Source organism: Citrobacter sp. RHB36-C18 (assembly GCF_013814485.1).
Lineage (GTDB): Bacteria > Pseudomonadota > Gammaproteobacteria > Enterobacterales > Enterobacteriaceae > Citrobacter > Citrobacter braakii.
In genome coordinates, this window is record NZ_CP057125.1 from 3,746,183 (window position 1) to 3,770,482 (window position 24,300).

The following is a 24,300-nucleotide window of genomic DNA, read 5'->3' on the forward strand; positions in this document are numbered from 1 at the left end:
GCTGTCCTTGGCGCGTGGTTTCTATCCGATAAATTTACAAGTTGATCAATCTATTCTTTGCATTAACAGCACATTGTTCACATCGTCAGTTAAGCATTACTTACCAGAAGAAAATGGAAGTGATAAAACTCATTTGAAACGTGTTTTACAAATTCAGCCGGAAGGTTATGTTTAATGAACGTTAACTTTGCAAACTCAACATCGCCATATACCCGGATACAGAAGGGTTTGACAATCTCACCCTGCACGCCAAAACACGCCTGCAGCCGAGTGTCATCCATAAAAATAAAATTACCTTCTCTTACCTTAATCTTTTCATGCAGATCTCGCCATTTCTCTGGCGTAAGCAGAAAGCTTTCCCAGCCATTATTTCTCAACACCTCAATCGTATGAGTAAACTTAAAATAGTCGTTTTGCATCGATACATCGCCACTCGAAGTCGAGTATAGATATTCTATTTTAAATTTAAGTTGTGCATTGAGGCTTTTTTTCTTCCCTTCATCTATTAGCCATTGAAGTTCATTGATTACGCTCCTTGAGAAGAGCTTTCTTTTTTTAGCGATGGCCAGCCATTGCATAATAAAAAGATGCTCTGACATTTTAGAATGAATCTTACGGTCCCGTATTGCGATACCAATTGCTACCAATGCACTCCAGGTAAACGCTTCCAGGTCATCCTGATAATGGTGTCGTAACGTACTAACTTTTCCTGAATCCCTTACCACTTAAACCTGCCCAAATAAATCATTATTACATGTAAATCTTGCATTATTTCATTTTAAAAAATACTACAACTAAAAACATCAAAATATGATCCAGATTAATTAATCCCTATGTAATAAAATTGCAAACTTAACACATCACTCTTATTAATCATTGATGCCCGGATGGCTCAGCGATAAATAATAAGAATTATACGATAAAGATAAAAACTAATAATACTCACAGGTTATCAATTCCACCTACTGTTAAAAATATGATCATCATAAAACTTCAAAAATTGCTGATTAGAAGAAATATCCTGATAGTTTTGACCAGCCCCCCCCAGACAAACATCCATTTCAACGCTAAACAGCCATTAAACATCCTAATGAAATCGCATTTTATCCTCCGCTGAGCGACAGACAGCCTCACAGCAGCAGGCAAGGCTTTTTATACAGGTATCAGTAATATTAACGCTTTTAAATTTCGCCTAATTCAAAAAGCCAACCTCCGGATTCAATGAACCGGAAGTTGGCTTGTCGCTGGTACGGTTAATAGAAAATACCGATGATCAGGGTGTGAGTAACGAACCCCACAATCAGCGGTACGGCGGTACGCTTCACCACATCGAATGGGGTTATTTTCGCTCCGCTGGAAACGGCAATCACGACGCCGGATACCGGTGAAATGGCCCGTCCCATATGCGATGCCTGCTGCATCGGCAGGATCATGGCAACGGCGTTAGCGCCCATACTGGCGGCAATTTGCGGGATGAGCTCAACGAAGGCGAGGAATGGCGCATTCCCCGACCCCATAATGATAGCCGCGGCCAGCGTCACCAGCGCAAATACTACCGCCATGGCAAACGGCGGTAATCCCACGTGTTCGGCCATCAGAATGAGCTGATCGATCGCACCGATGACTTTAATTCCGTGAGCAAAAACCCCTGCCGCAACCAACAGTCCAACCACACCGGTAAACGCAGTGCCCATTCCTTTCAGGAAATGGCTGAAACCTTCGCAGACCGACTTTAAATCACGCACCCGCAGCCATTCAATCAGCATACAGATGGTCATTGAAATGAGGACAATGGTGATAATATTCAGGTTGATACCCCTGACGAACATTTCGGATGACCCTACTGCCATCAGTATCGGAAGCATGGGGAGCAGCGCGTAAAAAGCCGGGGATTTTCCTGAATCAGTCACTTCTGCGCTACCGATTTCCCGCGGTAACGTCCCTGCTTTACGGTCGCAATGCCGCTGCCAGAAAAAATGGCACACGCCGACAACCAGAACCGTTGCCAGCGCGGCGGGTCCCTGGTGGTAAACAACATATTCCACTACATCCATATTCACTGCTTTAGAGCCCCTGATAGCATCGATTGCCGTCGGGGTGTAAGCCACGCCAAGCGAAGTAGCAATGACCCCGGCAGCCGAGGCCGCTGAGAGCCCTAACCCCAGCATAATGGGGAACATCGTCCCCATCAGCAACACGGCAAGCCCGGTTGCAGAAGGAATGGCCAACTGCAGGAGGCTGGCGAGCAGGTAGGAGAAAAAGAGGAGCACATAGGGCGAACGCAGCGCCCGTAAGGGTTTCGTTACTACCCGCACGACCGCCTCATTTGCGCCGATATGATCCATGTAATGCGCAAATCCCATTAACGCCATGATCATCAGGCCGAGATCGGCGGCGCGCGTGCTGAAGAGATCGCGCATTACCTCGAAAGGTTCGAGAAATGAAATCCCCGTACTGGCAACCCCCTTCGGTAATACGGACCCCCATCCGGTTAACGCGGTGCAAATCATCAAGACTAAGCCCGCAATGAAGAGCACCGGTTCAGCGCGATAACCTTTCAGAATCAGACGCGCGACCACCACGATAACCAGAAGTGCGATTAACACCTGAATCATGACTGAGCTCTCCGCTGCGCGAACTCAGTATAAGTTTCCTCAATCACCGCCACCACCACATCACTGGCGGCCCGCAGAGAACGCACCGGCAGATACTCATAAATTGAATGGAAGTTATGAGCACCGGTAAAAATATTCGGGCACGGCAATCCTTTCTGCGACAGTACCGCGCCATCATACCCGCCACGCATGGCGACAGGTGCGGGCGTTATGCCGCATTTCTGATACGCGCGGAATGCAATATCAATCGGGTAGTGAGCGTCCCCCTGCAAACTGTTCAACACATTCGCGTAGCGATCGGCTAAATGACAGACCACGCTGTTTTCCCCCCACAGGGCACAGGTGCTGACGGCAAGCTGGCGAATAAACGCCATACGCGCCTTATAACCTTCTTCACTGAAATCGCGGATATCCAGCTTAAGTACCGTGCGGGCGCTGTTACCCTGTAGCTGTTTTACCCAGTAATACCCTTCGCGCCCTTCCGTATATTCAGGCGCTTCTCCCCCTGGGAGCATGGCAATAAACTTATGCGCCATCAGCAGCGAATTCTTTAACTTACCTTTGGCCGACATCGGGTGTGCGGACTGGCCGGTAAAGATGATTTCCGCATCGCCCGCATTCCAGTTCTCGTAAACAAACTCACCGATACCGCAGCAATCCAGGGTATAGCCAAAATCAGCACCAAACGCGGCAACATCAAACGCTTTTGCGCCACGCAAGCCCTGTTCCTCATCCGGGACAAAACCCACTTTTACCGGCCCATGTTTTATTTCCGGGTGTGCGACCAGATACTCAAGAGCATTCATAATCGCGGCGATGGCTGCTTTATCATCAGCGCCCAACAGACTGGTCCCGTCGGTCACCAGCAGGTCATCACCGATATAATTTTTCAGTTCCGGAAATTCACTTTCGCGCAGGTAAATATTCAGCTCTTTGTTCAGGCATAAATCCCCGCCGTGATAATGCAGGCGCTGTGCTTTGGTGTCTGCCGTCTGTTCCGCACTGGTATCCAGATGACCAAAAAAAGAGACCACCGGGATCGTGCCATCGGTATTTGCAGGTAAGGTTGCCGTCACTATAGCGGTATCCCTGACCTCAATGTTTTCCATTCCTAATGCTTCAAGTTCTGCTGCAAGCAGTTTTGCCAGTTCCATTTGACCAGGAGAAGAAGGCATTATCCCATTAGCGCCGTTTTCCCTTGATGTTGTGGTATTGATTTTCGTGTAGTTAATAAAGCGTTCAACAATATCCATTCCAGGAGATCCTTTAATGTATCATTTATGAGGTACTGCGAGAGGTGTTCTGCATGCAGCGTGGAGTAAATAATCTGAGAACCAAATAAAATCAGCGCTCATCCCAGAACGCTGATTTTATGGGCATTACGACAACGATTTATATAAAGGAAGATAAAAAGGCTAGTGATTATACCTGCGATTAAAAAACTCCTTTCTGATTGATAAAATCATATTCCCTGTCTGTTTTTACTGCTATTTCCCATGGTGTTAAGCTAACAGAAGTCATAAACGGCATCCCTATACCTATGAGATAATAGAAATCATTTAGATTCCTGTACTCTGTACTGGCATAAGACATACCATCGCTATATTTTTTTAATGAACGAATACTGTATCAGCAACATGCAACCGTTTGCACCTCTCTACAAATAGCCACTTCGCGCACTAAAATCCGTGAACAAAATCACAATTACCTCAAAAGCAAAAAACTTCTATCGCGCTGAAAAAAAGGCAGTTATAAGGAAAGCTATATAATACCCACATAAACATAGCCAGAATTATACTATTCACTATGAAATAGATTCAGGCTGATACTATTTCAATATTGCCGTAGGGGTCAGTAGAGCTAAATCGTCGTAATCAATAATGTTTAACATCAATAACGATAATATTAAAAATTCTATTTATGACGATAAGCCAAATAATATGCAGGAAAAAAAACCTCTCCCCCGAGAAGAGATTCAGGGCAGAGGTAATACGGGTGTTAAGGACATACTTATAGTTTTAATGATAACAGAAGCGCTTCTTGCAGGACCGAGTATACACACTTAGCCACGTTAAGAAAATTCTTAAAAACATTAAATTGCAAATTTCATTTAAAACCACAATTATGATAAAGGAGCATTTATCAAAGAACAAAATTAACCAGCAAAAAGAGTAAACCATACTAATCAATGAGGTGATAAAAAAGCAATGCTGTATGGCTACCGATAGCGTTTCTGGCGACGCTGAAACATTAAATTAATTTAATGAATAAATGCGATTTACATAACGAGAATTAAAAAGTCATTAAATAAAAGAAATACAATTTTTCGTTACAGATCACACTTCCACTACAAGGAAGTTCCCCTACTGTTTCTTGCAGGTATGATTCAGCATGTAAATACCTTTCAACTCAACCCGAGGCTTTGATGCTGGAGAATGTAATCATCTGATAATCAGCTTCCCGACCTTTTCAGGCCGGACTGGTTATCAATGCGCCGAATTCGAATGCGGACACCGCTGTGTGTTTGCACGTTTTGCACATGATGATTAAACAGGTTTTCCAGTATGAATTTATCCCGTCAGGAACAACGTACCTTACACGTTCTCGCCAAAGGTGGCCGTATTGCTCACGTCCGCGATGCCTCTGGCCGCGTCACTTCCGTCGAATGCTATAGCCGTGAAGGGTTGCTGCTCTGCGACTGCACGCTCGAGGTGTTCAAAAAGCTCAGAACCAAGAAACTGATCAAATCCGTCAATGGTCAGCCCTACCGTATTAATACGACCGGCCTGAACAACGTTCGCGCCCAACTTGATAATCGCTAAAGGAGAGAGAGATGGATATCCCGAAGATTTTTACCATCAGCGAAAGCGCACATCGCATTCATAATCCGTTCACCGCACAGAAATACGCCACGTTAGGCCAGGTTTTACGGATGGCACCGGGAACACGCATTCTGGACCTCGGCAGCGGTTCGGGTGAGATGTTGTGCACCTGGGCACGCGATCACGGTATTTCCGGCGTTGGTATCGATATGAGCCGGCTGTTCAGTGAGCAAGCCACCCTGCGGGCCAAAGAGTTGGGAGTCAATGAGCACGTGCGTTTTATTCATGCCGATGCAACAGGTTATATCGCCGAAGAAAAATTCGATATTGCCGCCTGCGTTGGTGCGACCTGGATTGCCGGCGGCGTCGCTGGAACGATCAGACAACTGGAACAAAGTCTCAAACCAGGTGGGATCATACTCATCGGCGAACCGTACTGGCGTCAAATACCCGCCACGGAGAAGATCGCCCAGGCTTGCGGCGCGACTTCAGTGACTGATTTTCTTTCTCTGCCAGAGCTCGTTTCATCTTTCGACCTGCTCGGTTATGACGTGGTGGAAATGGTACTGGCTGACCAGGAGGGTTGGGACAGATACGAGGCGGCCAAATGGCTGACGATGCGCCGGTGGCTGGAGGCAAATCCGGACGATGAATTTGCCCCGGAAGTCAGAGAGCAACTGAGGAGTTCACCAACACGCCACGTAGCCTTCACCCGGGAGTACATTGGTTGGGGCGTATTCGCACTCATACAGAGGTAATATCTACAGTCGGTATAACCAGGCAGGTTATACCGACTTTTTTCATCGCTTACTTCATTAATACTTCAACAAATTTAGCCAGCCATTGCGGATGCGCGGGCCATGCAGGCGCGGTAATCAGATTGCCATCCACGTGGGCTTGATCAATGCCGATATCTGCGTAATGCCCGCCGCTCAGACGAACTTCTGGCGCACAGGCCGGATAGGCGCTACAGGTCCGGTTTTCTAACACCCCCGCCGCCGCTAACAGCTGAGGTCCATGACAGACCGCGGCGATAGGCTTACCGGCAGCGTTGAAATCTTGCACCAGCTTAATAACATCCGGATTCAGCCGGAGATATTCCGGAGCACGTCCGCCGGGGATCAGCAGCGCGTCGTAATCGGTGGCCCGCGCCTCGGCAAAATTCGCATTCAGCGTAAAACGATGACCCGGTTTTTCACTGTAGGTCTGCGCCCCATCAAAATCATGAATAGCGGTTTGAACGTAGTCCCCCTGACTTTTATCCGGACAGACGGCATCAACACGATGGCCCAGCATCTGCAATGCCTGAAAAGGCACCATCGTTTCATAATCTTCGACATAATCGCCGACCAGCATCAGTATCTTCTTCATTCACATCCCCCGCTCACGGTTATTAATGATGAGAAATAACGGCCATCTTTACTATAGCCCACGCATTTCACGACATTAATAAATACCGCAGGACACGCCGTCACCGTACGTCTGAAGGTGGTTGCCCCTGACGGCGTGCCCTGTTGTTAATACCTGAAGTTTCTGTCACTCCCAGGCCTGCTCAGATTTCGCGGCGTCAAACTGCGGCGGTGGCTTGCGGAAACGTCCGGTCAGGTAGGCGAGATACACCAACCCCACGCCAGCCCATACCAGTCCCAGCGTCAGCGATGTCACCTCCAGGTTCACCCACAGTACGGCAACGGTGGCGGCGCCGACCATTGGCAATACCAGGTAGTGCAACTTTTCCTGCCAGGTATGCTTACGTCCTTCACGACGCCAGAAGTGGTTAAACACGGACAAATTAACGAACGTAAAGGCCACCAGTGCGCCAAAGTTAATCAACGCCGTGGCGGTTACCAGGTCAAAAAACAGGGCCGAGAGTGCCACAATCCCGACCATAATGACGTTCAGCGCGGGTGTACGCCATTTCGGATGGACATAGCCGAAGTACTTCTCCGGGAAGACGTTATCGCGGCCCATCACGTACAGCAGACGCGAAACGCTGGCATGGGACGCCAGACCTGACGCCAGCGTATTCACAAAGGTCGTACACAAGAAAATAGACTGGAACAGTTTGCCGCCGACGTACAGCGCAATCTCAGGCAGCGCCGCGTCCGGGTCTTTAAATCGGCTAATATCCGGAAAGAACAGCTGCATAAAGAACGAGGCGGCAATGAAGATCAGTCCGCCGTAAAGCGCGGTAAGGAAAATAGCTTTTGGAATGGTACGCGCGGCATCCGGTGTCTCTTCAGAGAGCGTGGTTACCGCATCAAAACCGAGAAACGAGAAGCAGACGATGGTCGCCCCGGTGATAATCGGGATCAAATGCGCATTCTGGCTGATAAAGGGTTGCAGCGACCAGACGGTCCCGACCCCTTCGCCTTTGTGCAGCCCCTGCACCACAAGAACAATGAACACCACGATTATCGCGACCTGCACCAGTACAAACAGCGCATTGAAGTTCGCCACCAGATTAACGCTTTTCAAATTGGCCGCGGTAAGGATCGCTACAAACATCACCACCCAAATCCATGGCGCAACGCCCGGGAACAGCGCGGAAAGGTAAATTTTCGCCAGCAGGACGTTAATCATCGGCAGGAACAGGTAATCAAGCAGTGACGACCAGCCGACCATAAACCCCACATGCGGGTTGATCGCTTTTTGCGCATAGGTGTAGGCCGAACCGGCTTGTGGAAACTGGCGAACCAGCTTTCCGTAACTGATGGCGGTAAACAGCACGCCCGCCAGGGCCAGCAGATAGGAGGCCGGAACATGGCCATTGCTGATACCCGAAACAATACCAAAGGTGTCAAATACCGTCATCGGTGTGAGATAGGCCAGCCCCATCACCACCACCTGCCACAGCTTGAGGGATTTACGCAACTGTGCTTTGCCCGGCTGGGCCGCGAGATCCACAGAAGAATTAGTCGACATAGCTTTCCTCCCCGCCACGGGCCCAGATCTGCGTTCGAAACGTGGGTACAGCAGACCTGGGTCGTGTCGGGGTGGAAAGCCAAAAGAAAGGCGTCAATGTTGCACGGCACAGATGCGGTCCGTACTTACTGCGGGAGCCATGGATGCTCACGCGGGGCGGGTTTTTAAACATTGGCATCATCACATTTCCTCGTCACAAACTCTGTCGGTTATCTGAAGACCCGTTGTCGCAAGCCGCTCCATTACGCGACATCCGGGAAATGGCAGGTGATCCTGCAATATTGACGGGCTGGCTCCGCTCAGACCGCATGATGCGACTTCTTTTTTTCAATGACTAAACAATGCGACAGGCCCGACAAACATTCCGCCGCCGGGCCACTTTCCTGTCAGGCGTTTTTCAGCATCCACTCAATTTCAGTGTCGGTAATCAGGCGTTCAAACTGGATCAGTTCATCGTGTTTACAGGCGTGATACACATGGCTAAAACGCTCCCCGAGCAACTCACGCAGACTGTCATTTTGCATGAACTCCCACAGCGCATCGCTCTGGCGGATCGGGAACGGTAGCCCTTCCTGCTCCAGGCCGTTGCCTTCCACCTCTTCCTGCAACGGCAGCTCGTTATCCAGACCATGCAGGATCCCCGCCAGAATGGTCGACATCACCAGATACGGGTTGGCGTCAGCCCCCGCCACGCGATATTCAACCCGATGGTTATCACGATCGCCGCAGGGAATGCGCAGCGCCACCGTACGGTTGTTGTGCCCCCAGGAAGCCTGGGTCGGAACATACATCCCCGGCTGGAAGCGGCGATAAGAGTTCACATTCGGCGCCAGCAGCGCCATTGACGCGGGCATCAGATCAATCATCCCGGCAAGCGCACGCTTAAGTAACGCGGAATCATCGCCATTCGCATCGGCCAGCACGTTCTCGCCTTTATTATTCATAATGCTGATGTGGATATGCATTCCGCTACCGGCATGCTCCTCATAAGGTTTTGCCATAAACGTGGCATGCATCTTATGTTTCTCCGCCACCAGCCGTACCAGGCGTTTCAGCGCCAGCGCGTCGTCGCAGGCGTCGAGTACGTTATCGGTATGGTAGAGGTTGATTTCAAACTGCCCAGGGGAGGCTTCAGCCACCGCGCCGTCAGCCGGGATCAGCTGCAAACGGGCCAGTTCATCGATATCGTTTAGCACATCAGCAAAGTGGTTCAGGTTATCAACCGAGTAAACCTGACTTTGCGTATTCCGATCGTCCGTTCCCGGCGCGCACGGCGGCTGCAGATAACCTTCGGGATCGCGCTTACGATCGAGTAAATAGAACTCCAGCTCTACCGCTACGACGGGGAACAGACCGCGCTGGCGAAGTTTCTGCCAGAGTCGGTTAAGTACGTTCCGCGGCTCAACGTCAAAGGGAGCGCCATCTTCATCCAGCATCGTCAGCATCATCTGCGCAATACATTCCGGATCGGCGGCCGAAGGCGTTAACGTGCCAGGCACCGGGACACAAGTCCGATCCGGTTCGCCAAGCTCCTGGCCTAATCCCGCCTCTTCGACCACATTGCCAAGAATATCCATCGCGAAAACGGATGCCGGGAAATAGCAGCCTTTCTCTAACTTGTGTAATCCCGCAACGGGAATGCGTTTACCACGAAAACAACCATTCAGGTCGGTTAACAGCACATCCACGAACTGCGTGTTGGGATAGCGCTCCAGATACTGCTTAACTTCACGCGCAAACGCGCTACTTCGTCTCTCTTCAGAATGCTGAACAAAATTCTCAACTTCTACGATATTGGTTTCCATGATTCACCGCCGTTGGCCTGTAAGCTGTTCTGTGATTTGACTGTTAAATATAATGTCCACTCTTCGACTCTGGATGCAAACAAATTGTTTGTCAAATGTTAAATTAAGTTTGCTAGAAGGTTATTCCACTGCTAGATTGAGAAAATAATGAACGGAATGGCATAACAAGGAACCGTTTGGCAATAATTTATTCCAAAACGTGAGGTCGATCATGGGCAATATATTTGACAAGCCAGTTATTGGTGTAGTGATGTGTAGGAACAGGCTTAAGGGTCACGAGACCCAGACTCTGCAAGAAAAGTACCTGAATGCAGTATTGAACGCCGGTGGATTACCGATAGCGATTCCCCATGCGCTTGCGGAACCCGAATTACTGAACGCGCTGTTACCGAAACTGGATGGTATCTTCCTGCCAGGAAGCCCAAGCAATGTGCAGCCGCACCTCTATGGTGAAAATGGCGATGAGTCTGACGCCGATCCCGGGCGTGATCTTCTGAGCATGGCGCTAATTACCGCCGGGCTCGAAAGGCGCATTCCCATTTTCGCCATCTGCCGGGGCTTACAGGAATTAGTTGTCGCCACTGGCGGGACTCTGTATCGTCGCCTGTGCGATCACTCACAGTTCCTGGAACATCGTGAAGATGCGGAACTCCCGGTGGAGCAGCAATATGCGCCATCTCATGAAGTCCAGGTTCAACAGGGAGGATTGCTATCTCAGCTAATACCAGGTTGCAGCACGTTTTGGGTTAACTCCTTGCATGGTCAGGGCGCAAAAACCCTTGGCCCGCAACTGCGCGTGGAAGCACGCTCGCAGGATGGATTAGTGGAAGCAGCCAGCGTTCACGACCATCCTTTCGCGCTCGGCGTGCAATGGCACCCGGAATGGAACAGTAGCGAATACGCCCTGTCGCGTTTGTTACTTGAAGGTTTTATCACCGCTTGTCAGAACCACCTCGCTGAAAAACAGCGACTCTGACCACTACAGTTAAGGAAATGCAATTATGAGCGATGACGGCCTGGCGCCGGGTAAACGTTTGTCAGAGATCCGCCAGCAATTGGGTCTTTCACAGCGTCGTGCCGCCGAACTGTCTGGGTTAACGCATAGCGCCATCAGCACCATAGAGCAGGATAAAGTCAGTCCTGCCATCAGTACGCTGCAAAAGCTATTGAAAGTTTATGGGCTGTCGCTCTCCGAGTTCTTCGCGGAACCGGAAAAGCCTGACGAACCGCAGGTGGTTATCAATCAGGATGATTTGATTGAGATCGGGAGTCAGGGAGTATCCATGAAGCTGGTACACAACGGAAATCCGAATCGTACGCTGGCCATGATGTTTGAAACCTATCAGCCAGGTACGACAACCGGGGAGAGAATTAAACACCAGGGTGAAGAGATTGGGACAATACTGGAAGGTGAAGTGATACTGACCATCAACGGTCAAACGTATCATCTTGTTGCAGGGCAAAGTTATGCCATTAACACCGGTATACCACATAGCTTCAGCAACACCTCGGCAGGGATCTGCCGCATCATCAGTGCCCACACTCCTACCACTTTCTAATAAGTAGCGGCCTGAGTTTCTCAGGCCTTCTTAAATAACGCGCATTAACAGGGTACATCCCTGGGGCATCGTGCAGCCTGATTTTGCCTGAAAAGATCAGCAACGAACTTTATCTTATTGATATAAAAGGAGTAGCTATGAACTTTCAGAATCTTAAATATTGGCGTGAAAAAGCCAGCCATTATTCGCCGGAGACCCGTTTATTTATTAACGGCGAATATTGCGCAGCCGCCGATAACGAAACCTTTATTACGCAGGATCCGGCAGGACAACGTCCGCTCGCCAAAGTCGCCCGCGGCAAAAAAGCAGATGTAGACCGAGCGGTCACCGCAGCCCGCACCGTGTTTGAACGCGGAGACTGGTCGCAAGCATCACCCGCAGAGCGCAAGGCAGTCCTGCACAAGTTCGCCGATTTAATGGAGCAGCATCACGAGGAGCTGGCGCTACTGGAAACGCTCGACACCGGTAAACCGATTCGCCATAGCCTGCGTGATGATATTCCAGGCGCGGCACGCGCCATCCGTTGGTACGCCGAAGCAATAGATAAAGTCTATGGCGAAGTGGCCACCACCTCGGTGAGCGATCTGGCGCTGATTGTGCGCGAGCCGGTGGGCGTCATTGCGGCCATCGTGCCGTGGAATTTTCCCCTGCTGCTGGCCTGCTGGAAACTTGGCCCGGCACTGGCTGCAGGCAACAGCGTGATCCTCAAACCTTCAGAAAAATCACCGCTGACCGCCATTCGCCTTGCTGCGTTGGCAAAAAAAGCAGGTTTGCCCGATGGCGTTCTCAGCGTGGTGAGCGGATATGGCCACGAAGCGGGCCAGGCGTTGTCGCAGCATCCGGATGTTGATGTGATCACCTTTACCGGCTCGACCCGCACCGGCAAGCAACTGCTCAAAGACGCTGGCGACAGCAATATGAAACGCGTCTGGCTGGAGGCCGGTGGTAAAAGTGCCAACATCGTTTTTGCCGACTGCCCGGATCTGCCGAAAGCCGCCGCCAATGCTGCAGCAGGCATCTTCTATAACCAGGGTCAGGTCTGTATCGCCGGTACGCGTCTGTTACTGGAAGAGAGTATTGCCGACGAGTTCATCGCCCTGCTGAAAGAGCAGGCGAAAAACTGGCAGCCGGGCAACCCGCTGGATCCGGAAACCACGATGGGCACGCTTATCGACAACGCGCATGCCGACACCGTGCACGGTTTTATTCGCGACGGTGAAGCGCAAGGCACGCTGGCGCTGGATGGTCGCAGCCACGTACACCCAGCGGCTATCGGCCCGACTATTTTTGTCGATACAGCCCCGCAAGCCCACGTCAGCCGCGATGAGATCTTCGGCCCGGTACTGGTCGTCACCCGTTTTAGCAGCGAAGCCGAAGCCCTGGCGCTGGCCAACGACAGTGACTACGGCCTGGGGGCCGCGGTCTGGACCCGCGATCTGTCGCGCGCCCACCGCATGAGCCGTCGCCTGAAGGCCGGTTCGGTCTTCGTTAATAACTACAACGACGGTGATATGACTGTGCCGTTCGGCGGTTATAAGCAAAGCGGCAACGGGCGCGATAAGTCCCTGCATGCGCTGGAAAAATTTAGCGAACTGAAAACCATTTGGATCTCCCTGGAGCCTTAATCATGACTGAACATACCAGCAGTTATTACGCCGCAAGCGCCAATCAGTACGAACCGTTTCCCACCCTTAGCGAGTCGGTTAGCTGTGATGTTTGCGTCGTGGGCGGTGGATATACCGGACTCTCCTCCGCCCTGCACTTAGCGGAGATGGGTTACGACGTAGTGCTACTGGAATCCGCGCGTATTGGCTTCGGGGCCAGCGGACGTAACGGCGGTCAGTTGGTGAACTCCTACAGTCGCGATATCGACGTCATCGAGCGCACCTATGGCCCGGACGCCGCCAAAATGCTTGGCAGCATGATGTTTGAAGGCGGTAATATCATCCGCGAACGTATCAAGCGTTATCAGATCGAATGCGACTATCGCCCCGGCGGACTGTTTGTGGCGCTGAACCACAAGCAGATGGAAACGCTGGAGGAGCAGAAGTCGAACTGGGAACGCTATGGCAACACGCAGCTTGAACTGTTAGACAACAGCGAAATTCGTCGCGAAGTCAGCAGCGATCGTTATGTCGGCGCGCTGCTCGACCACAGCGGTGGTCATATTCATCCGCTGAACCTGGCGATTGGCGAAGCTAACGCCATTCGTCTGAACGGCGGGCGCGTCTTCGAACAGTCGCCGGTCACCCGTATCCAGCACACCAGCCCGGCGGTGGTCAGCACCGAAAAAGGTCAGGTTACGGCCCGCTTTGTGATCGTCGCGGGCAACGCCTACCTCGGCGACAAACTGGAGCCTGCGCTGGCAAAAAGCAGCATGCCATGCGGCACACAGGTGTTAACCACCGAACCGTTGTCTGCAGAGATGGCGCGCTCGCTGATTCCTAAAAACTACTGCGTGGAAGATTGTAACTATCTGCTGGATTACTACCGTCTGACCGGTGATAACCGCCTGCTGTACGGCGGCGGCGTGGTCTACGGCGCCCGCGATCCGGACGATATTGAACGTCTGGTAATGCCGAAACTGCTGAAAACCTTCCCGCAATTGCAGGGGGTAAAAATTGATTACCGCTGGACCGGTAATTTCCTGTTAACGCTATCTCGCATGCCGCAGTTTGGCCGTCTTGATACCAACATTTACTATATGCAGGGCTACAGCGGCCACGGCGTGACCTGTACCCACCTGGCAGGACGTCTGATTTCTGAACTGCTGCGCGGGGATGCCGAGCGCTTTGACGCTTTCGCCAAACTGCCGCACTACCCGTTCCCGGGGGGGCGCAGCCTGCGCATTCCGTTTACCGCCATGGGGGCGGCATATTACAGCTTACGCGATCGCCTTGGGGTTTAAGTTCTTCCGCAATAAACCCGACGCACAGGGCGGTCTCCCCTGTGCGTTTTTTTATTCCCGGACAGTGAAAAACAGGTAACGGGCACGAAAATATCGCAATAGGACATAACCCTACACTTTGCATTGTTTCTCCCCGCTGATCGGATAGGCTTTTTTAGATTATCGCTGGCGACGTGGCCAGAACTCAACGGGGGAAGAAACGCGTGTTATGAATACGAATAACGAGGAGACCTTTTATCAGGCGATGCGCCGCAAAGGGGTGAGTCGACGCAGTTTTCTCAAATATTGCAGCCTCGCAGCAACATCGCTTGGGCTGGGAGCCGCAATGACGCCCAGAATAGCCTGGGCGCTGGAAAACAAACCCCGGATCCCGGTCGTCTGGATCCACGGGCTGGAATGCACCTGTTGCACCGAATCATTTATCCGCTCCTCTCACCCACTCGCCAAAGACGTCATCCTCTCCCTGATTTCTCTTGATTACGACGACACCCTGATGGCCGCCGCCGGAACGCAGGCCGAAGAGGTATTTGAAGACATTCTGAGCCGCTACCACGGCCGATACATTCTGGCCGTCGAGGGCAATCCTCCGCTGGGTGAACAAGGAATGTTCTGCATCAGCGGCGGGCGACCGTTTATTGAAAAGCTAAAAAGAGCTGCGGCAGGCGCCAGCGCGATTATCGCCTGGGGAACCTGTGCCTCCTGGGGCTGCGTGCAGGCCGCCCGGCCTAATCCAACCCAGGCAACGCCGATCGATAAGGTGATCACCGATAAACCAATCGTGAAAGTGCCCGGCTGCCCGCCGATTCCGGATGTCATGAGCGCCATCATTACCTATATGGTGACGTTTGATCGTCTGCCTGAACTCGATCGTCTGGGGCGTCCGCTGATGTTCTATGGTCAGCGTATTCACGACAAATGCTACCGCCGCGCCCACTTTGACGCCGGGGAGTTCGTTGAGAGTTGGGACGATGACGCTGCCCGAAAAGGCTATTGCCTGTACAAAATGGGCTGCAAAGGGCCTACCACTTATAACGCCTGCTCCACCACCCGCTGGAATGGCGGCGTTTCTTTCCCCATCCAGTCCGGTCATGGGTGTCTGGGATGTTCAGAGAACGGCTTCTGGGATCGCGGTTCGTTCTACAGCCGCGTGGTGGATATCCCGCAGATGGGGACGCATTCAACCGCCGATACCGTGGGCCTCACCGCGCTTGGCGTGGTGGCTGCCAGCGTCGGTGTCCACGCAGTCGCCAGCGCCGTCAATCAACATAACCGCCACAAACAGCAATTAGCCGACGCCGGACAACAGTCGCCAGACAATGAGGATAAACAGGCATGAGCAATTCGTATCAAACCCAGGGATATACGGTCAATAATGCCGGCCGGCGCTTGGTTGTCGACCCCATTACGCGCATTGAAGGCCATATGCGTTGTGAGGTGAACATTGATGAGCAGAACATCATCACCAACGCGGTGTCCTGCGGCACCATGTTCCGTGGACTGGAAATTATTCTGCAAGGGCGCGACCCGCGCGATGCCTGGGCATTTGTCGAACGAATTTGCGGGGTGTGCACTGGCGTACATGCGCTCGCATCGGTCTATGCCATTGAAGATGCCATTGGCATCAAGGTGCCCGATAACGCCAACATCATTCGCAATATTATGCTGGCGACGCTGTGGTGCCACGACCACCTGGTCCACTTTTACCAGCTAGCCGGAATGGACTGGATTGACGTTCTGAATGCCCTGAAAGCCGACCCGCGCGCAACCTCGCAGTTGGCACAAAACCTTTCTGCCTGGCCGATGTCCTCCCCGGGCTACTTCTTTGACGTACAAAACCGCCTGAAGAAATTTGTCGACGGCGGTCAGTTGGGGATTTTCCGCAACGGTTATTGGGGACATCCGCAGTACAAACTGTCGCCAGAGGCTAACCTGATGGGCTTTGCCCATTATCTGGAAGCGCTCGATTTTCAGCGCGAGATTATCAAAATCCATACGGTGTTTGGCGGCAAGAATCCGCATCCTAACTGGATTGTCGGCGGCATGCCATGCGCTATCAATATCGATCAGAGCGGCGCGGTTGGCGCGGTCGATATGGAACGCCTTAACCTGGTACAGTCGATCATCACCCGCACCGCCGACTTCATCAACAACGTCATGGTTCCTGACGCGCTGGCTATCGGCCAGTTCAACAAACCCTGGAGCCAGATTGGCACCGGGCTGTCTGATAAGTGCGTCTTAAGCTACGGCGCGTTCCCGGATATTGCCAACGACTTCAGCGCGAAGAGCCTGTTGATGCCTGGCGGCGCGGTCATTAACGGTGATTTTAACAACGTCATGCCGGTGGATCTGGCCGATCAGCAGCAAATTCAGGAGTTTGTCGATCATGCCTGGTACCGTTATCCGGACGATCAATTAGGTCGTCACCCGTTCGAGGGGATTACTGAACCCTGGTACAACCCCGGCGATGTCAAAGGCAGCGATACCGATATCCAGCAGCTCAACGAACAGGAACGCTACTCGTGGATTAAAGCCCCGCGCTGGCGCGGACACGCCATGGAAGTTGGACCGTTGGCGCGTACGCTGATTGCCTATCACAAAGGGGATGCCGCCACGATTGAATCCGTCGATCGCATGATGTCCGCACTCAAACTGCCGCTGTCGGGTATGCAGTCGACGCTGGGGCGTATTTTGTGCCGCGCGCACGAGGCGCAGTGGGCCGTGAGCAAGCTGCAATATTTCTTCGACAAGCTGATGACCAACCTGAAAAACGGCAATCTGGCTACGGCGAATACCGAAAAATGGGAGCCTGCAAGCTGGCCGCAGCAGTGCCGTGGGATCGGTTTTACCGAGGCGCCGCGCGGAGCACTCGGTCACTGGGCGTCGATTCGCGACCAGAAGATCGACGTGTATCAGTGCGTAGTGCCGACCACCTGGAATGCCAGCCCGCGCGATCCGAAGGGGCAAATTGGCGCCTACGAGGCGGCGTTGATGGGCACCCAAATGGCGATACCGGATCAACCACTGGAGATCCTGCGCACCTTGCACAGCTTCGACCCCTGCCTGGCATGTTCAACCCACGTCCTCGGCGACGACGGCAGCGAACTTATCGCAGTCCAGGTTCGCTAAGCGTTAAGGAACGGAACGATGACTGGAAAGATATCCCCACGCGTCGGGGAGGCGCGTGATACCGCCGTCAGCCACTATGTGTTTGAAGCGCCCGTACGCTTGTGGCACTGGCTGACAGTGGGCTGCATGTTGGTTTTGATGGTAACCGGATACTTCATTGGCCGACCACTGCCGTCGGTCAACGGCGAGGCCACTTACCTGTTCTACATGGGCGACATCCGGTTAGTACATTTCGCCGCAGCCATGGTGTTTACGGTGATACTGTTGGGTCGCATTTACTGGGCCTTCGTCGGCAATCGCTATTCACGCGAGCTGTTTGTCGTGCCGGTCTGGCGTCGCAGCTGGTGGCAGGGTGCCTTTTCGGTGGTGCGCTGGTATCTGTTTCTGGAAAAAAAACCGGGAGAAGATATCGGCCATAACCCCGTCGCGCAGGCGGCGATGTTCGGTTATTTCCTGCTCTCAGTTTTTATGATCCTCACCGGTTTTGCCTTATACAGCGAGCATAGCCAGTACGCCATTTTTACCCCCTTCCGCTATGTTACGGAGTTTTTCTACTGGACCGGCGGTAACTCTCTCGATATCCACAGCTGGCATCGGTTGGGGATGTGGTTCATCGCCGCCTTCATCATCGGTCATGTGTATATGGCTATCCGTGAGGACATCATGTCTGACGATACCGTCATCTCAACCATGATCAACGGCTACCGTAGCCACAAATTTGCCAAACGCCAGCACGATAAGGAGGCGTCATGAGCGAACCTAACGTCATCGTGATGGGCTTAGGCAACCTGCTGTGGGCAGATGAAGGATTTGGCATTCGCGTTGCCGAACGCCTGTACGCCCACTATCACTGGCCGGAATGGGTAGAGATTGTCGACGGCGGCACGCAAGGGCTGAATCTGCTGGGCTACGTTGAGCAGGCCAGCCATTTGTTGCTGCTGGACGCCATCGACTACGGACTCGCGCCAGGCACTTTGCAATCCTACGCTGGTGAACAAGTCCCCAGTTACCTCAGCGCCAAAAAAATGAGTCTGCATCAGAACAGCTTCTCCGAAGTGCTTGCTCTGGCGGAGATTCGCGGTCATCTGCCCGCCCACATCGCCCTCGTAGGACTACAGCCGGTGCAGCTGGACGACTATGGCGGCAGCCTGACCGACATCGCGCGCGCTCAGCTCCCGGCGGCAGAACAAGCCGCGCTAAGGCAACTGGCTGCGTGGGGCATCGCGCCACAGACAATCGATGAAACGCGTTGCCTGAACTATGAATGCCTGTCGCTGGAAAACTATGAAGGCGTGCGTATTCGCCAGTATCGTGTAACGCTGGAGAGATAAGCAACATGTTGAATGACAAACCATTTTCTGCGCTATGGCAACGCATGCTGGCGCGCGGCTGGCAACCGCTGACCGCATCTGAACTGGATGACTGGGTAACGCGTGTGCGTGATGTCGTGGTGCTGCTCAGTAGCGATCCCCGCCGCACGCCAGAAGTCAGCGATAACCCGGTAATGATTGCCGAGTTGCTCCGCGAGTTTCCCCAGTTTGACTGGCAAATCGCTATGGCGGATCTCGAGCACAGCGAGGCTATCGGCGATCGTTTTGGCGTATTTCGCTTCCCGGCCACGCTGGTATTTATCCACGGCGAGCTGCGCGGCATTCTCAGTGGCATCCACCCGTGGGCCGACCTGCTCAACCTGATGCGCCCCCTCGTTGAAGAACGCATCCCCCGGAGCCTGCAAGATGAGTGATACCTTTTTTCATCTGCTGGGGCCGGGAACCCAGCCGGGCGATGACAGCTTCAGCATGAATCCCTTGCCCCTCACCTGCCAGGTCAACAGCAGCCCCAGCATGGCGAGGCTGGAAAACTGTCCGCACAGCCCGGCGGTGATGGCATTGTTAGCCGACGTGCGCCACCAGCTAAGCCAGAAAATTCCCGCAAAACAGGACGTGCTGGGATGGGATTTATCCACGCTCAACGCAGACGACCTCACGTTTTTGAATACGCTACTCGGCGAAGGCGAAGTTTCCGTGCGTATCCAGCAGGCCGACGGCAGGGCGAGCGAGATTCAGGAGTCTATTTTCTGCGGAATCTGGCGGGTGCGTTGCCAGAATGACTTGGGTCAATGGGAGGAGCATCTGGAGGCAGGCAGCGCGCCACGGGCGCTGTGGCAGGCAGCAACAATCACGACGCTGCCAGACGATAGCCTGTTACCTCCGCCCGTCGATGGGTTGATGAATGGCCTGACGCTGGCTCAGGAACTGCTGGCGCACGTGCGCGATCCGGCCACGCAACCTCATAGCATTAACCTCACCCAACTCCCGGTTAGCGATGCGGATCGCCAGTTCCTCTCCCGCCTGTGTGGCGAAGAGCGCATCCAGATCCGCACCATCGGCTACGGCGAGAGCCAAATCGACGCCACGGCGCTGCGCCATGTCTGGCATGTGCGCTGTCTGGATACCCTGAAAGGGCTTCTGCTCGAGAGTTATGAGATCTGTCCATTACCGGAACTGATACTGGCTGCTCCGGAGGATCTGCTCGACTCGCTCCAGCGCCTGGATGAAGTCTGTAGCTGGCTGGCATCCGGCCCGCCGGCCTGATCCCCTTCTCCCGACCCGCATACTTTTCTGCTGCGGGTCTGGCGTTTTCTTCCTTATCTATTCACTCTCTAATGCCTGATGGAGTTCGCATGTGGGACGTCATTGACTTATCGCGCTGGCAGTTTGCGCTGACCGCGCTGTACCATTTTCTGTTTGTTCCCCTGACGCTGGGGCTGATTTTTTTGCTGGCCATCATGGAAACCCTGTTCGTGGTGACGGGCAAAACAGTCTACCGCGACATGACGCGTTTCTGGGGAAAGTTATTCGGTATTAACTTTGCGCTCGGTGTGGCGACCGGCCTGACCATGGAGTTTCAGTTCGGGACTAACTGGTCGCTCTATTCCAACTATGTGGGCGATATTTTCGGTGCTCCGCTGGCGATGGAAGCCTTGATGGCTTTCTTTCTTGAATCCACATTCGTGGGGCTGTTCTTCTTCGGCTGGCAGCGCTTAAACAAGTACCAGCATTTACTGGTGACCTGGCTGGTAGCGTTTGGCTCCAATATCTCGGCCCTGTGGATCCTCAACGCCAACGGCTGGATGCAATATCCAACGGGCGCTCACTTTAATATTGATACCCTGCGCATGGAGATGAGCAGCTTTAGCGAGCTGGTTTTTAACCCCATCAGCCAGGTGAAATTTGTGCATACCGTGATGTCCGGTTATGTCACAGGCGCCATGTTTGTGATGTCCATCAGCGCCTGGTATCTGCTGCGTGGTCGCGCTCGCGAGTTCGCCCTGCGCTCCTTCGCGGTAGGTTCCGTCTTTGGCACACTGGCTATCCTCGGCACTCTGCAACTGGGAGATAGCTCAGCCTATGAGGTCGCCCAACGCCAGCCGGTAAAACTGGCGGCAATGGAAGGGGAATGGCAAACCGAACCGGCACCTGCGCCCTTTCATGTGATAGCCTGGCCGCAGCAGGAGCAAGAGCGTAACGCCTTTTCCGTGAGGATACCGGCCCTGCTGGGTATCCTGGCGACTCACTCTTTAGATACGCCAGTTCCGGGGCTGAAGAACCTGATGGCCGACGCGCTACCCCGCCTGCAGCGGGGCCGGGAAGCATGGTTGCTGATGCAGGAAATCGCCAAAGGTAACCGCACGCCTCAGCTACTGCACGCTTTTCACGCCGTGGAAAAAGATCTGGGTTACGGCATCCTGTTAGCAAACTACGCCCCTGACATGAACCATGTCACGCCAGCGCAATATCAGGCCGCACAACGCGGCGCTATTCCGCAAGTCGCCCCCGTGTTCTGGAGCTTTCGCATCATGATTGGGTGCGGTTCCCTTCTGCTGCTGGTGATGGCGATTGCGCTGATACAGACCTTACGCTGGCGTATCGACCAGCATCGCTGGGTACTGCACATAACGCTGTGGAGCCTGCCACTACCGTGGATTGCCATTGAAGCAGGCTGGTTTATGACGGAGTTTGGCCGCCAGCCGTGGGCGATTCAGGATATTTTGCCGACCTGGTACGCCCACTCTGCGCTGAGCGCGGGCCAACTGGCCTTCTCCATGGGGCTAATCCTCACGCTTTACACCCTGTTTTTAATTGCCGAAGTCTACCTGATGCAAAAATACGCGCGTCTTGGTCCAGATGCGATGCAACGTCAACAACCGGCACAACCACAGGAATAAAGGAGAGCATCATGTTGGATTATGAAACGTTGCGGCTCATTTGGTGGCTGCTGATTGGCATTATTCTGGTGGCCTTTATGGTCACTGACGGGTTTGATATGGGGGTCGGCTGCCTGTTACCGCTGATCGCGCGCAACGATGATGAACGTCGGGTGTTAATCAATAGCGTAGGGGCGCACTGGGAAGGTAACCAGGTGTGGCTCATTCTGGCGGGCGGCGCATTATTCGCAGCCTGGCCGCGCGTCTATGCTGCCGCATTTTCGGGGTTTTATGTGGCGATGATTCTGGTGCTGTGCGCCCTTTTCTTTCGTCCATTGGCCTTTGATTATCGCGGTAAAATAGCGAATGCACGCTGGCGCGCCATGTGGGACACCGGGTTGGTTATCGGCAGCCTGGTGCCACCGGTTATCTTCGGCGTCGCCTTCGGCAATCTGTTCCTGGGGGTGCCTTTTGTGTTCACACCACAATTACATGTGCAATACCTGGGCACTTTCTGGGAATTGCTCTCTCCTTTTGCCCTATTGTGCGGCGCATTAAGCCTGATGTTGGTCATTATGCAGGGGGGCGTGTGGCTCCAGTTGAAAACCGACGGCCTTCTTCACCTGCGCGCGCTGTCTGCCACCCGCCGCAGCGCGATGTTAGTGGTGCTCTGCTTCCTGTTAGCCGGGTACTGGCTGTGGACGGGGATCGATGGCTATGTGCTGCTTAGCCAGGATCCTAATGGTCCGTCCAACCCGCTATTAAAGGCAGTAACAACCGCACCGGGCGCGTGGATGGCGCACTTTGAAAATTCACCACTACTGTTGGTTATTCCGTTGTTGGGCATGATTTTTCCAATGCTCGCGATCTATGCCTGCGGGCAACGTCGGGCCGTGTGCGGATTTCTGTTTGCTTCATTGACCCAGACCTGTGTGATCTTCACCGCTGGAATCACCCTGTTTCCATTTGTGATGCCATCCAGCGCGTATCCACTCTCTAGCCTGACGGTGTGGGACAGTACCTCCAGCCAGACGACGCTCAGTATCATGCTGGTTATCGTGCTGATTTTCCTACCGATAGTTCTGCTTTATACCTTGTGGAGTTATTACAAGATGCTGGGACGAATCAACGTAGAAACCATCCGCCGCCACAACCACGAACTTTATTAGGGAGGACTGTACGATGTGGTATCTGTTTTGGTTTGTCGGCATTCTGCTGATGTGTACGCTCTCCACGCTGGCGCTGGTCTGGCTTGAGTCACGGCAGAAATAGCCCTGCGCGTGCGTTACGCTTCCAGGCTCCACTGTTTATTCGGGGAGTCTTTATTCGTTCACACAAAAGCAGCATGGCTGTACCCAAACCCTGGTTAGCACCAAGCTTTTCTATAAACCGCAGAGCGGTGCTGCAATGGACGTGTTCGAAGAGCGGAAAGGAAATGAGAAGCTATAGAGTGCTAAACCAGTGCGCGAGACAAAAAGAAGGGGATTACATTGAAGATGTGGAGTTGTAACTGCTTGATTGAATGGTGCCGATAATAGGAGTCGAACCTACGACCTTCGCATTACGAATGCGCTGCTCTACCAACTGAGCTATATCGGCCCTGAAAAGGACATGTCCACGAATGTGAGCACGGGGTAGAAGGTTAAAACTAACCGGGCGATGCGTCAATGGCCTTGCGAATCAAACGCCTATTTTTGCATCATCCGGTTTCAATTACGCACGAATCGTGTCGTTACAGGCATGCTTATACGCGGTCGGGTATTACTATAACCAGCGGCGAACGTGTTGTTCATAGCGCTCCCATTCCAGCCCGAAATGTTTTCGCAGTTGTTCCTCTTCAAAATCGATATGCAATCTGGCAACCGCCAGCATAAACACCGGTACAGCCAGTACTCCAGTCAGGCTACCGATGTAAAGAGCAAAGGCCAACTGGATTCCACTCATACCAAGGTAGATCGGGTTGCGGCTCCAGGCGTAACATCCGTCGGTAACAAGCGTGGTCGATTTATGTGCATGCAGCGGATTCAGGGTCGTACGTTTCATCCGCATCTGCCACGCGGTGTGCAATATCACCAACAGACTGACGCCGGCCAGCAATGCGCTTATCACGATATTCACCCCGCCGAATGTGAAACGCGGACTCGCCGTTAGCACATCCGCAACGAGAAAAAGTACTAAGATAAGAGGCGGCGGAAACCAGACTCTTAATTTTGTCAGGAAATGACGCATGGCCAGGAACTCACCTCGGCATCGGTTTAATTAACGCTGATACCGCTATAAATACCCCGTATTAGATACATAAACAAACGATGCCTCACTCACAACAGGCTATC

General features: G+C 52.9%; 22 protein-coding genes and 1 tRNA gene. 15 read left to right on the plus strand and 8 right to left on the minus strand.

Annotated elements, in window-relative coordinates; genetic code table 11:
* Positions 1-89: 89 nt before the first annotated feature.
* The 3 genes from HVZ52_RS17885 to pepT all read right to left on the minus strand — a co-directional run bounded on the left by HVZ52_RS17885 (position 90) and on the right by pepT (position 3,868).
* Complete coding sequence (locus tag HVZ52_RS17885) at positions 90-725, minus strand: DUF2913 family protein (protein ID WP_137380736.1); 636 nt, start codon at positions 723-725, stop codon at positions 90-92.
* A 528-nt stretch (positions 726-1,253) separates the two neighbouring features.
* Positions 1,254-2,615 (minus strand): C4-dicarboxylate transporter DcuC, encoded by a 1,362-nt coding sequence (gene dcuC, locus HVZ52_RS17890; RefSeq protein WP_181598548.1) that lies wholly within the window; start codon positions 2,613-2,615, stop codon positions 1,254-1,256.
* Positions 2,612-3,868: a peptidase T gene (gene pepT, locus HVZ52_RS17895; protein WP_046275633.1), complete on the minus strand. Its 1,257-nt coding sequence runs from the start codon at positions 3,866-3,868 to the stop codon at positions 2,612-2,614. Before pepT ends, dcuC begins: the two co-directional genes overlap by 4 nt.
* Before the next feature lie 1,311 nt (positions 3,869-5,179).
* Here pepT and HVZ52_RS17900 point away from each other — a divergent pair.
* Both HVZ52_RS17900 and HVZ52_RS17905 read left to right on the plus strand, forming a co-directional pair.
* Positions 5,180-5,437, plus strand: a complete 258-nt coding sequence (locus HVZ52_RS17900) for a YjhX family toxin (protein WP_016151932.1) — start codon at positions 5,180-5,182, stop codon at positions 5,435-5,437.
* A gap of 11 nt (positions 5,438-5,448) precedes the next feature.
* The gene (locus HVZ52_RS17905) at positions 5,449-6,195 is read left to right on the plus strand and encodes a class I SAM-dependent methyltransferase (RefSeq protein WP_049281632.1); all 747 of its coding nucleotides are present in this window, start codon (positions 5,449-5,451) and stop codon (positions 6,193-6,195) included.
* A gap of 49 nt (positions 6,196-6,244) precedes the next feature.
* On the opposite strand, the gene HVZ52_RS17910 is transcribed toward HVZ52_RS17905, so the two are convergent.
* The 3 genes from HVZ52_RS17910 to HVZ52_RS17920 all read right to left on the minus strand — a co-directional run bounded on the left by HVZ52_RS17910 (position 6,245) and on the right by HVZ52_RS17920 (position 10,167).
* Positions 6,245-6,808, minus strand: a complete 564-nt coding sequence (locus HVZ52_RS17910) for a DJ-1/PfpI family protein (RefSeq protein ID WP_016151930.1) — start codon at positions 6,806-6,808, stop codon at positions 6,245-6,247.
* A gap of 165 nt (positions 6,809-6,973) precedes the next feature.
* Entirely contained in the window at positions 6,974-8,362 is a 1,389-nt protein-coding gene (locus HVZ52_RS17915; RefSeq protein ID WP_016151916.1) for an APC family permease, read from the minus strand.
* Between the two features lie 386 nt (positions 8,363-8,748).
* On the minus strand, positions 8,749-10,167 hold the full coding sequence (locus HVZ52_RS17920) for a glutamine synthetase family protein (RefSeq protein WP_046276299.1): 1,419 nt from the start codon (positions 10,165-10,167) through the stop codon (positions 8,749-8,751).
* Positions 10,168-10,378: 211 nt separating this feature from the next.
* Between HVZ52_RS17920 and puuD the strand changes: the two genes are divergently transcribed.
* From puuD to cbdX, 13 genes are all read left to right on the plus strand, one after another.
* Positions 10,379-11,143 (plus strand): gamma-glutamyl-gamma-aminobutyrate hydrolase, encoded by a 765-nt coding sequence (gene puuD / locus HVZ52_RS17925; RefSeq protein ID WP_016151914.1) that lies wholly within the window; start codon positions 10,379-10,381, stop codon positions 11,141-11,143.
* 25 nt (positions 11,144-11,168) lie between these two features.
* Positions 11,169-11,726: an HTH-type transcriptional regulator PuuR gene (gene puuR / locus HVZ52_RS17930; protein ID WP_016151913.1), complete on the plus strand. Its 558-nt coding sequence runs from the start codon at positions 11,169-11,171 to the stop codon at positions 11,724-11,726.
* 137 nt (positions 11,727-11,863) lie between these two features.
* Positions 11,864-13,351: an aldehyde dehydrogenase PuuC gene (gene puuC / locus HVZ52_RS17935; RefSeq protein WP_016151912.1), complete on the plus strand. Its 1,488-nt coding sequence runs from the start codon at positions 11,864-11,866 to the stop codon at positions 13,349-13,351.
* A 2-nt stretch (positions 13,352-13,353) separates the two neighbouring features.
* Positions 13,354-14,634 (plus strand): FAD-binding oxidoreductase, encoded by a 1,281-nt coding sequence (locus HVZ52_RS17940; protein ID WP_049042201.1) that lies wholly within the window; start codon positions 13,354-13,356, stop codon positions 14,632-14,634.
* Positions 14,635-14,842: 208 nt separating this feature from the next.
* Positions 14,843-15,970 carry a hydrogenase 1 small subunit gene (gene hyaA, locus HVZ52_RS17945; RefSeq protein ID WP_046276297.1) on the plus strand — a complete coding sequence of 376 codons (1,128 nt, stop codon included), beginning with the start codon at positions 14,843-14,845 and terminating at the stop codon, positions 15,968-15,970.
* Positions 15,967-17,760, plus strand: coding sequence for a Ni/Fe-hydrogenase large subunit (hyaB, locus tag HVZ52_RS17950; RefSeq protein WP_153646537.1), 1,794 nt, complete (start codon positions 15,967-15,969; stop codon positions 17,758-17,760). The genes hyaA and hyaB overlap by 4 nt, the downstream gene beginning before the upstream one ends.
* Before the next feature lie 18 nt (positions 17,761-17,778).
* Positions 17,779-18,513: a Ni/Fe-hydrogenase b-type cytochrome subunit gene (gene hyaC, locus HVZ52_RS17955; RefSeq protein WP_046276296.1), complete on the plus strand. Its 735-nt coding sequence runs from the start codon at positions 17,779-17,781 to the stop codon at positions 18,511-18,513.
* Complete coding sequence (gene hyaD, locus HVZ52_RS17960; protein WP_046276295.1) at positions 18,510-19,091, plus strand: hydrogenase 1 maturation protease; 582 nt, start codon at positions 18,510-18,512, stop codon at positions 19,089-19,091. Before hyaC ends, hyaD begins: the two co-directional genes overlap by 4 nt.
* A gap of 5 nt (positions 19,092-19,096) precedes the next feature.
* The gene (gene hyaE, locus HVZ52_RS17965; RefSeq protein WP_046276294.1) at positions 19,097-19,504 is read left to right on the plus strand and encodes a hydrogenase-1 operon protein HyaE; all 408 of its coding nucleotides are present in this window, start codon (positions 19,097-19,099) and stop codon (positions 19,502-19,504) included.
* On the plus strand, positions 19,497-20,354 hold the full coding sequence (locus HVZ52_RS17970; RefSeq protein ID WP_181598549.1) for a hydrogenase expression/formation protein: 858 nt from the start codon (positions 19,497-19,499) through the stop codon (positions 20,352-20,354). The genes hyaE and HVZ52_RS17970 overlap by 8 nt, the downstream gene beginning before the upstream one ends.
* Before the next feature lie 89 nt (positions 20,355-20,443).
* On the plus strand, positions 20,444-21,988 hold the full coding sequence (gene appC, locus HVZ52_RS17975; protein ID WP_181598550.1) for a cytochrome bd-II oxidase subunit 1: 1,545 nt from the start codon (positions 20,444-20,446) through the stop codon (positions 21,986-21,988).
* A gap of 11 nt (positions 21,989-21,999) precedes the next feature.
* On the plus strand, positions 22,000-23,136 hold the full coding sequence (gene appB, locus HVZ52_RS17980; RefSeq protein ID WP_181598551.1) for a cytochrome d ubiquinol oxidase subunit II: 1,137 nt from the start codon (positions 22,000-22,002) through the stop codon (positions 23,134-23,136).
* Between the two features lie 13 nt (positions 23,137-23,149).
* Positions 23,150-23,239: a cytochrome bd-II oxidase subunit CbdX gene (gene cbdX / locus HVZ52_RS17985; protein ID WP_016151902.1), complete on the plus strand. Its 90-nt coding sequence runs from the start codon at positions 23,150-23,152 to the stop codon at positions 23,237-23,239.
* Positions 23,240-23,490: 251 nt separating this feature from the next.
* On the opposite strand, the gene HVZ52_RS17990 is transcribed toward cbdX, so the two are convergent.
* Both HVZ52_RS17990 and HVZ52_RS17995 read right to left on the minus strand, forming a co-directional pair.
* Positions 23,491-23,566 (minus strand) — tRNA-Thr (locus HVZ52_RS17990).
* A 165-nt stretch (positions 23,567-23,731) separates the two neighbouring features.
* Positions 23,732-24,076: an isoprenylcysteine carboxylmethyltransferase family protein gene (locus HVZ52_RS17995; RefSeq protein WP_249417773.1), complete on the minus strand. Its 345-nt coding sequence runs from the start codon at positions 24,074-24,076 to the stop codon at positions 23,732-23,734.
* Between the last annotated feature and the right edge of the window lie 224 nt (positions 24,077-24,300).

Bases quoted from the DNA above. Each gene is read 5' to 3' on its own strand.
- HVZ52_RS17970 (WP_181598549.1), top strand. From the start codon at position 19,497: ATGAGTGATACCTTTTTTCATCTGCTGGGGCCGGGAACCCAGCCGGGC.
- dcuC (WP_181598548.1), bottom strand. From the start codon at position 2,615: ATGATTCAGGTGTTAATCGCACTTCTGGTTATCGTGGTGGTCGCGCGT.
- hyaC (WP_046276296.1), top strand. From the start codon at position 17,779: ATGACTGGAAAGATATCCCCACGCGTCGGGGAGGCGCGTGATACCGCC.
- HVZ52_RS17905 (WP_049281632.1), top strand. From the start codon at position 5,449: ATGGATATCCCGAAGATTTTTACCATCAGCGAAAGCGCACATCGCATT.
- pepT (WP_046275633.1), bottom strand. From the start codon at position 3,868: ATGGATATTGTTGAACGCTTTATTAACTACACGAAAATCAATACCACA.
- puuR (WP_016151913.1), top strand. From the start codon at position 11,169: ATGAGCGATGACGGCCTGGCGCCGGGTAAACGTTTGTCAGAGATCCGC.
- cbdX (WP_016151902.1), top strand. From the start codon at position 23,150: ATGTGGTATCTGTTTTGGTTTGTCGGCATTCTGCTGATGTGTACGCTC.
- HVZ52_RS17910 (WP_016151930.1), bottom strand. From the start codon at position 6,808: ATGAAGAAGATACTGATGCTGGTCGGCGATTATGTCGAAGATTATGAA.
- hyaE (WP_046276294.1), top strand. From the start codon at position 19,097: ATGTTGAATGACAAACCATTTTCTGCGCTATGGCAACGCATGCTGGCG.
- puuC (WP_016151912.1), top strand. From the start codon at position 11,864: ATGAACTTTCAGAATCTTAAATATTGGCGTGAAAAAGCCAGCCATTAT.
- appC (WP_181598550.1), top strand. From the start codon at position 20,444: ATGTGGGACGTCATTGACTTATCGCGCTGGCAGTTTGCGCTGACCGCG.
- puuD (WP_016151914.1), top strand. From the start codon at position 10,379: ATGGGCAATATATTTGACAAGCCAGTTATTGGTGTAGTGATGTGTAGG.
- HVZ52_RS17900 (WP_016151932.1), top strand. From the start codon at position 5,180: ATGAATTTATCCCGTCAGGAACAACGTACCTTACACGTTCTCGCCAAA.
- HVZ52_RS17940 (WP_049042201.1), top strand. From the start codon at position 13,354: ATGACTGAACATACCAGCAGTTATTACGCCGCAAGCGCCAATCAGTAC.
- hyaA (WP_046276297.1), top strand. From the start codon at position 14,843: ATGAATACGAATAACGAGGAGACCTTTTATCAGGCGATGCGCCGCAAA.
- hyaD (WP_046276295.1), top strand. From the start codon at position 18,510: ATGAGCGAACCTAACGTCATCGTGATGGGCTTAGGCAACCTGCTGTGG.
- HVZ52_RS17920 (WP_046276299.1), bottom strand. From the start codon at position 10,167: ATGGAAACCAATATCGTAGAAGTTGAGAATTTTGTTCAGCATTCTGAA.
- appB (WP_181598551.1), top strand. From the start codon at position 22,000: ATGTTGGATTATGAAACGTTGCGGCTCATTTGGTGGCTGCTGATTGGC.
- HVZ52_RS17915 (WP_016151916.1), bottom strand. From the start codon at position 8,362: ATGTCGACTAATTCTTCTGTGGATCTCGCGGCCCAGCCGGGCAAAGCA.
- hyaB (WP_153646537.1), top strand. From the start codon at position 15,967: ATGAGCAATTCGTATCAAACCCAGGGATATACGGTCAATAATGCCGGC.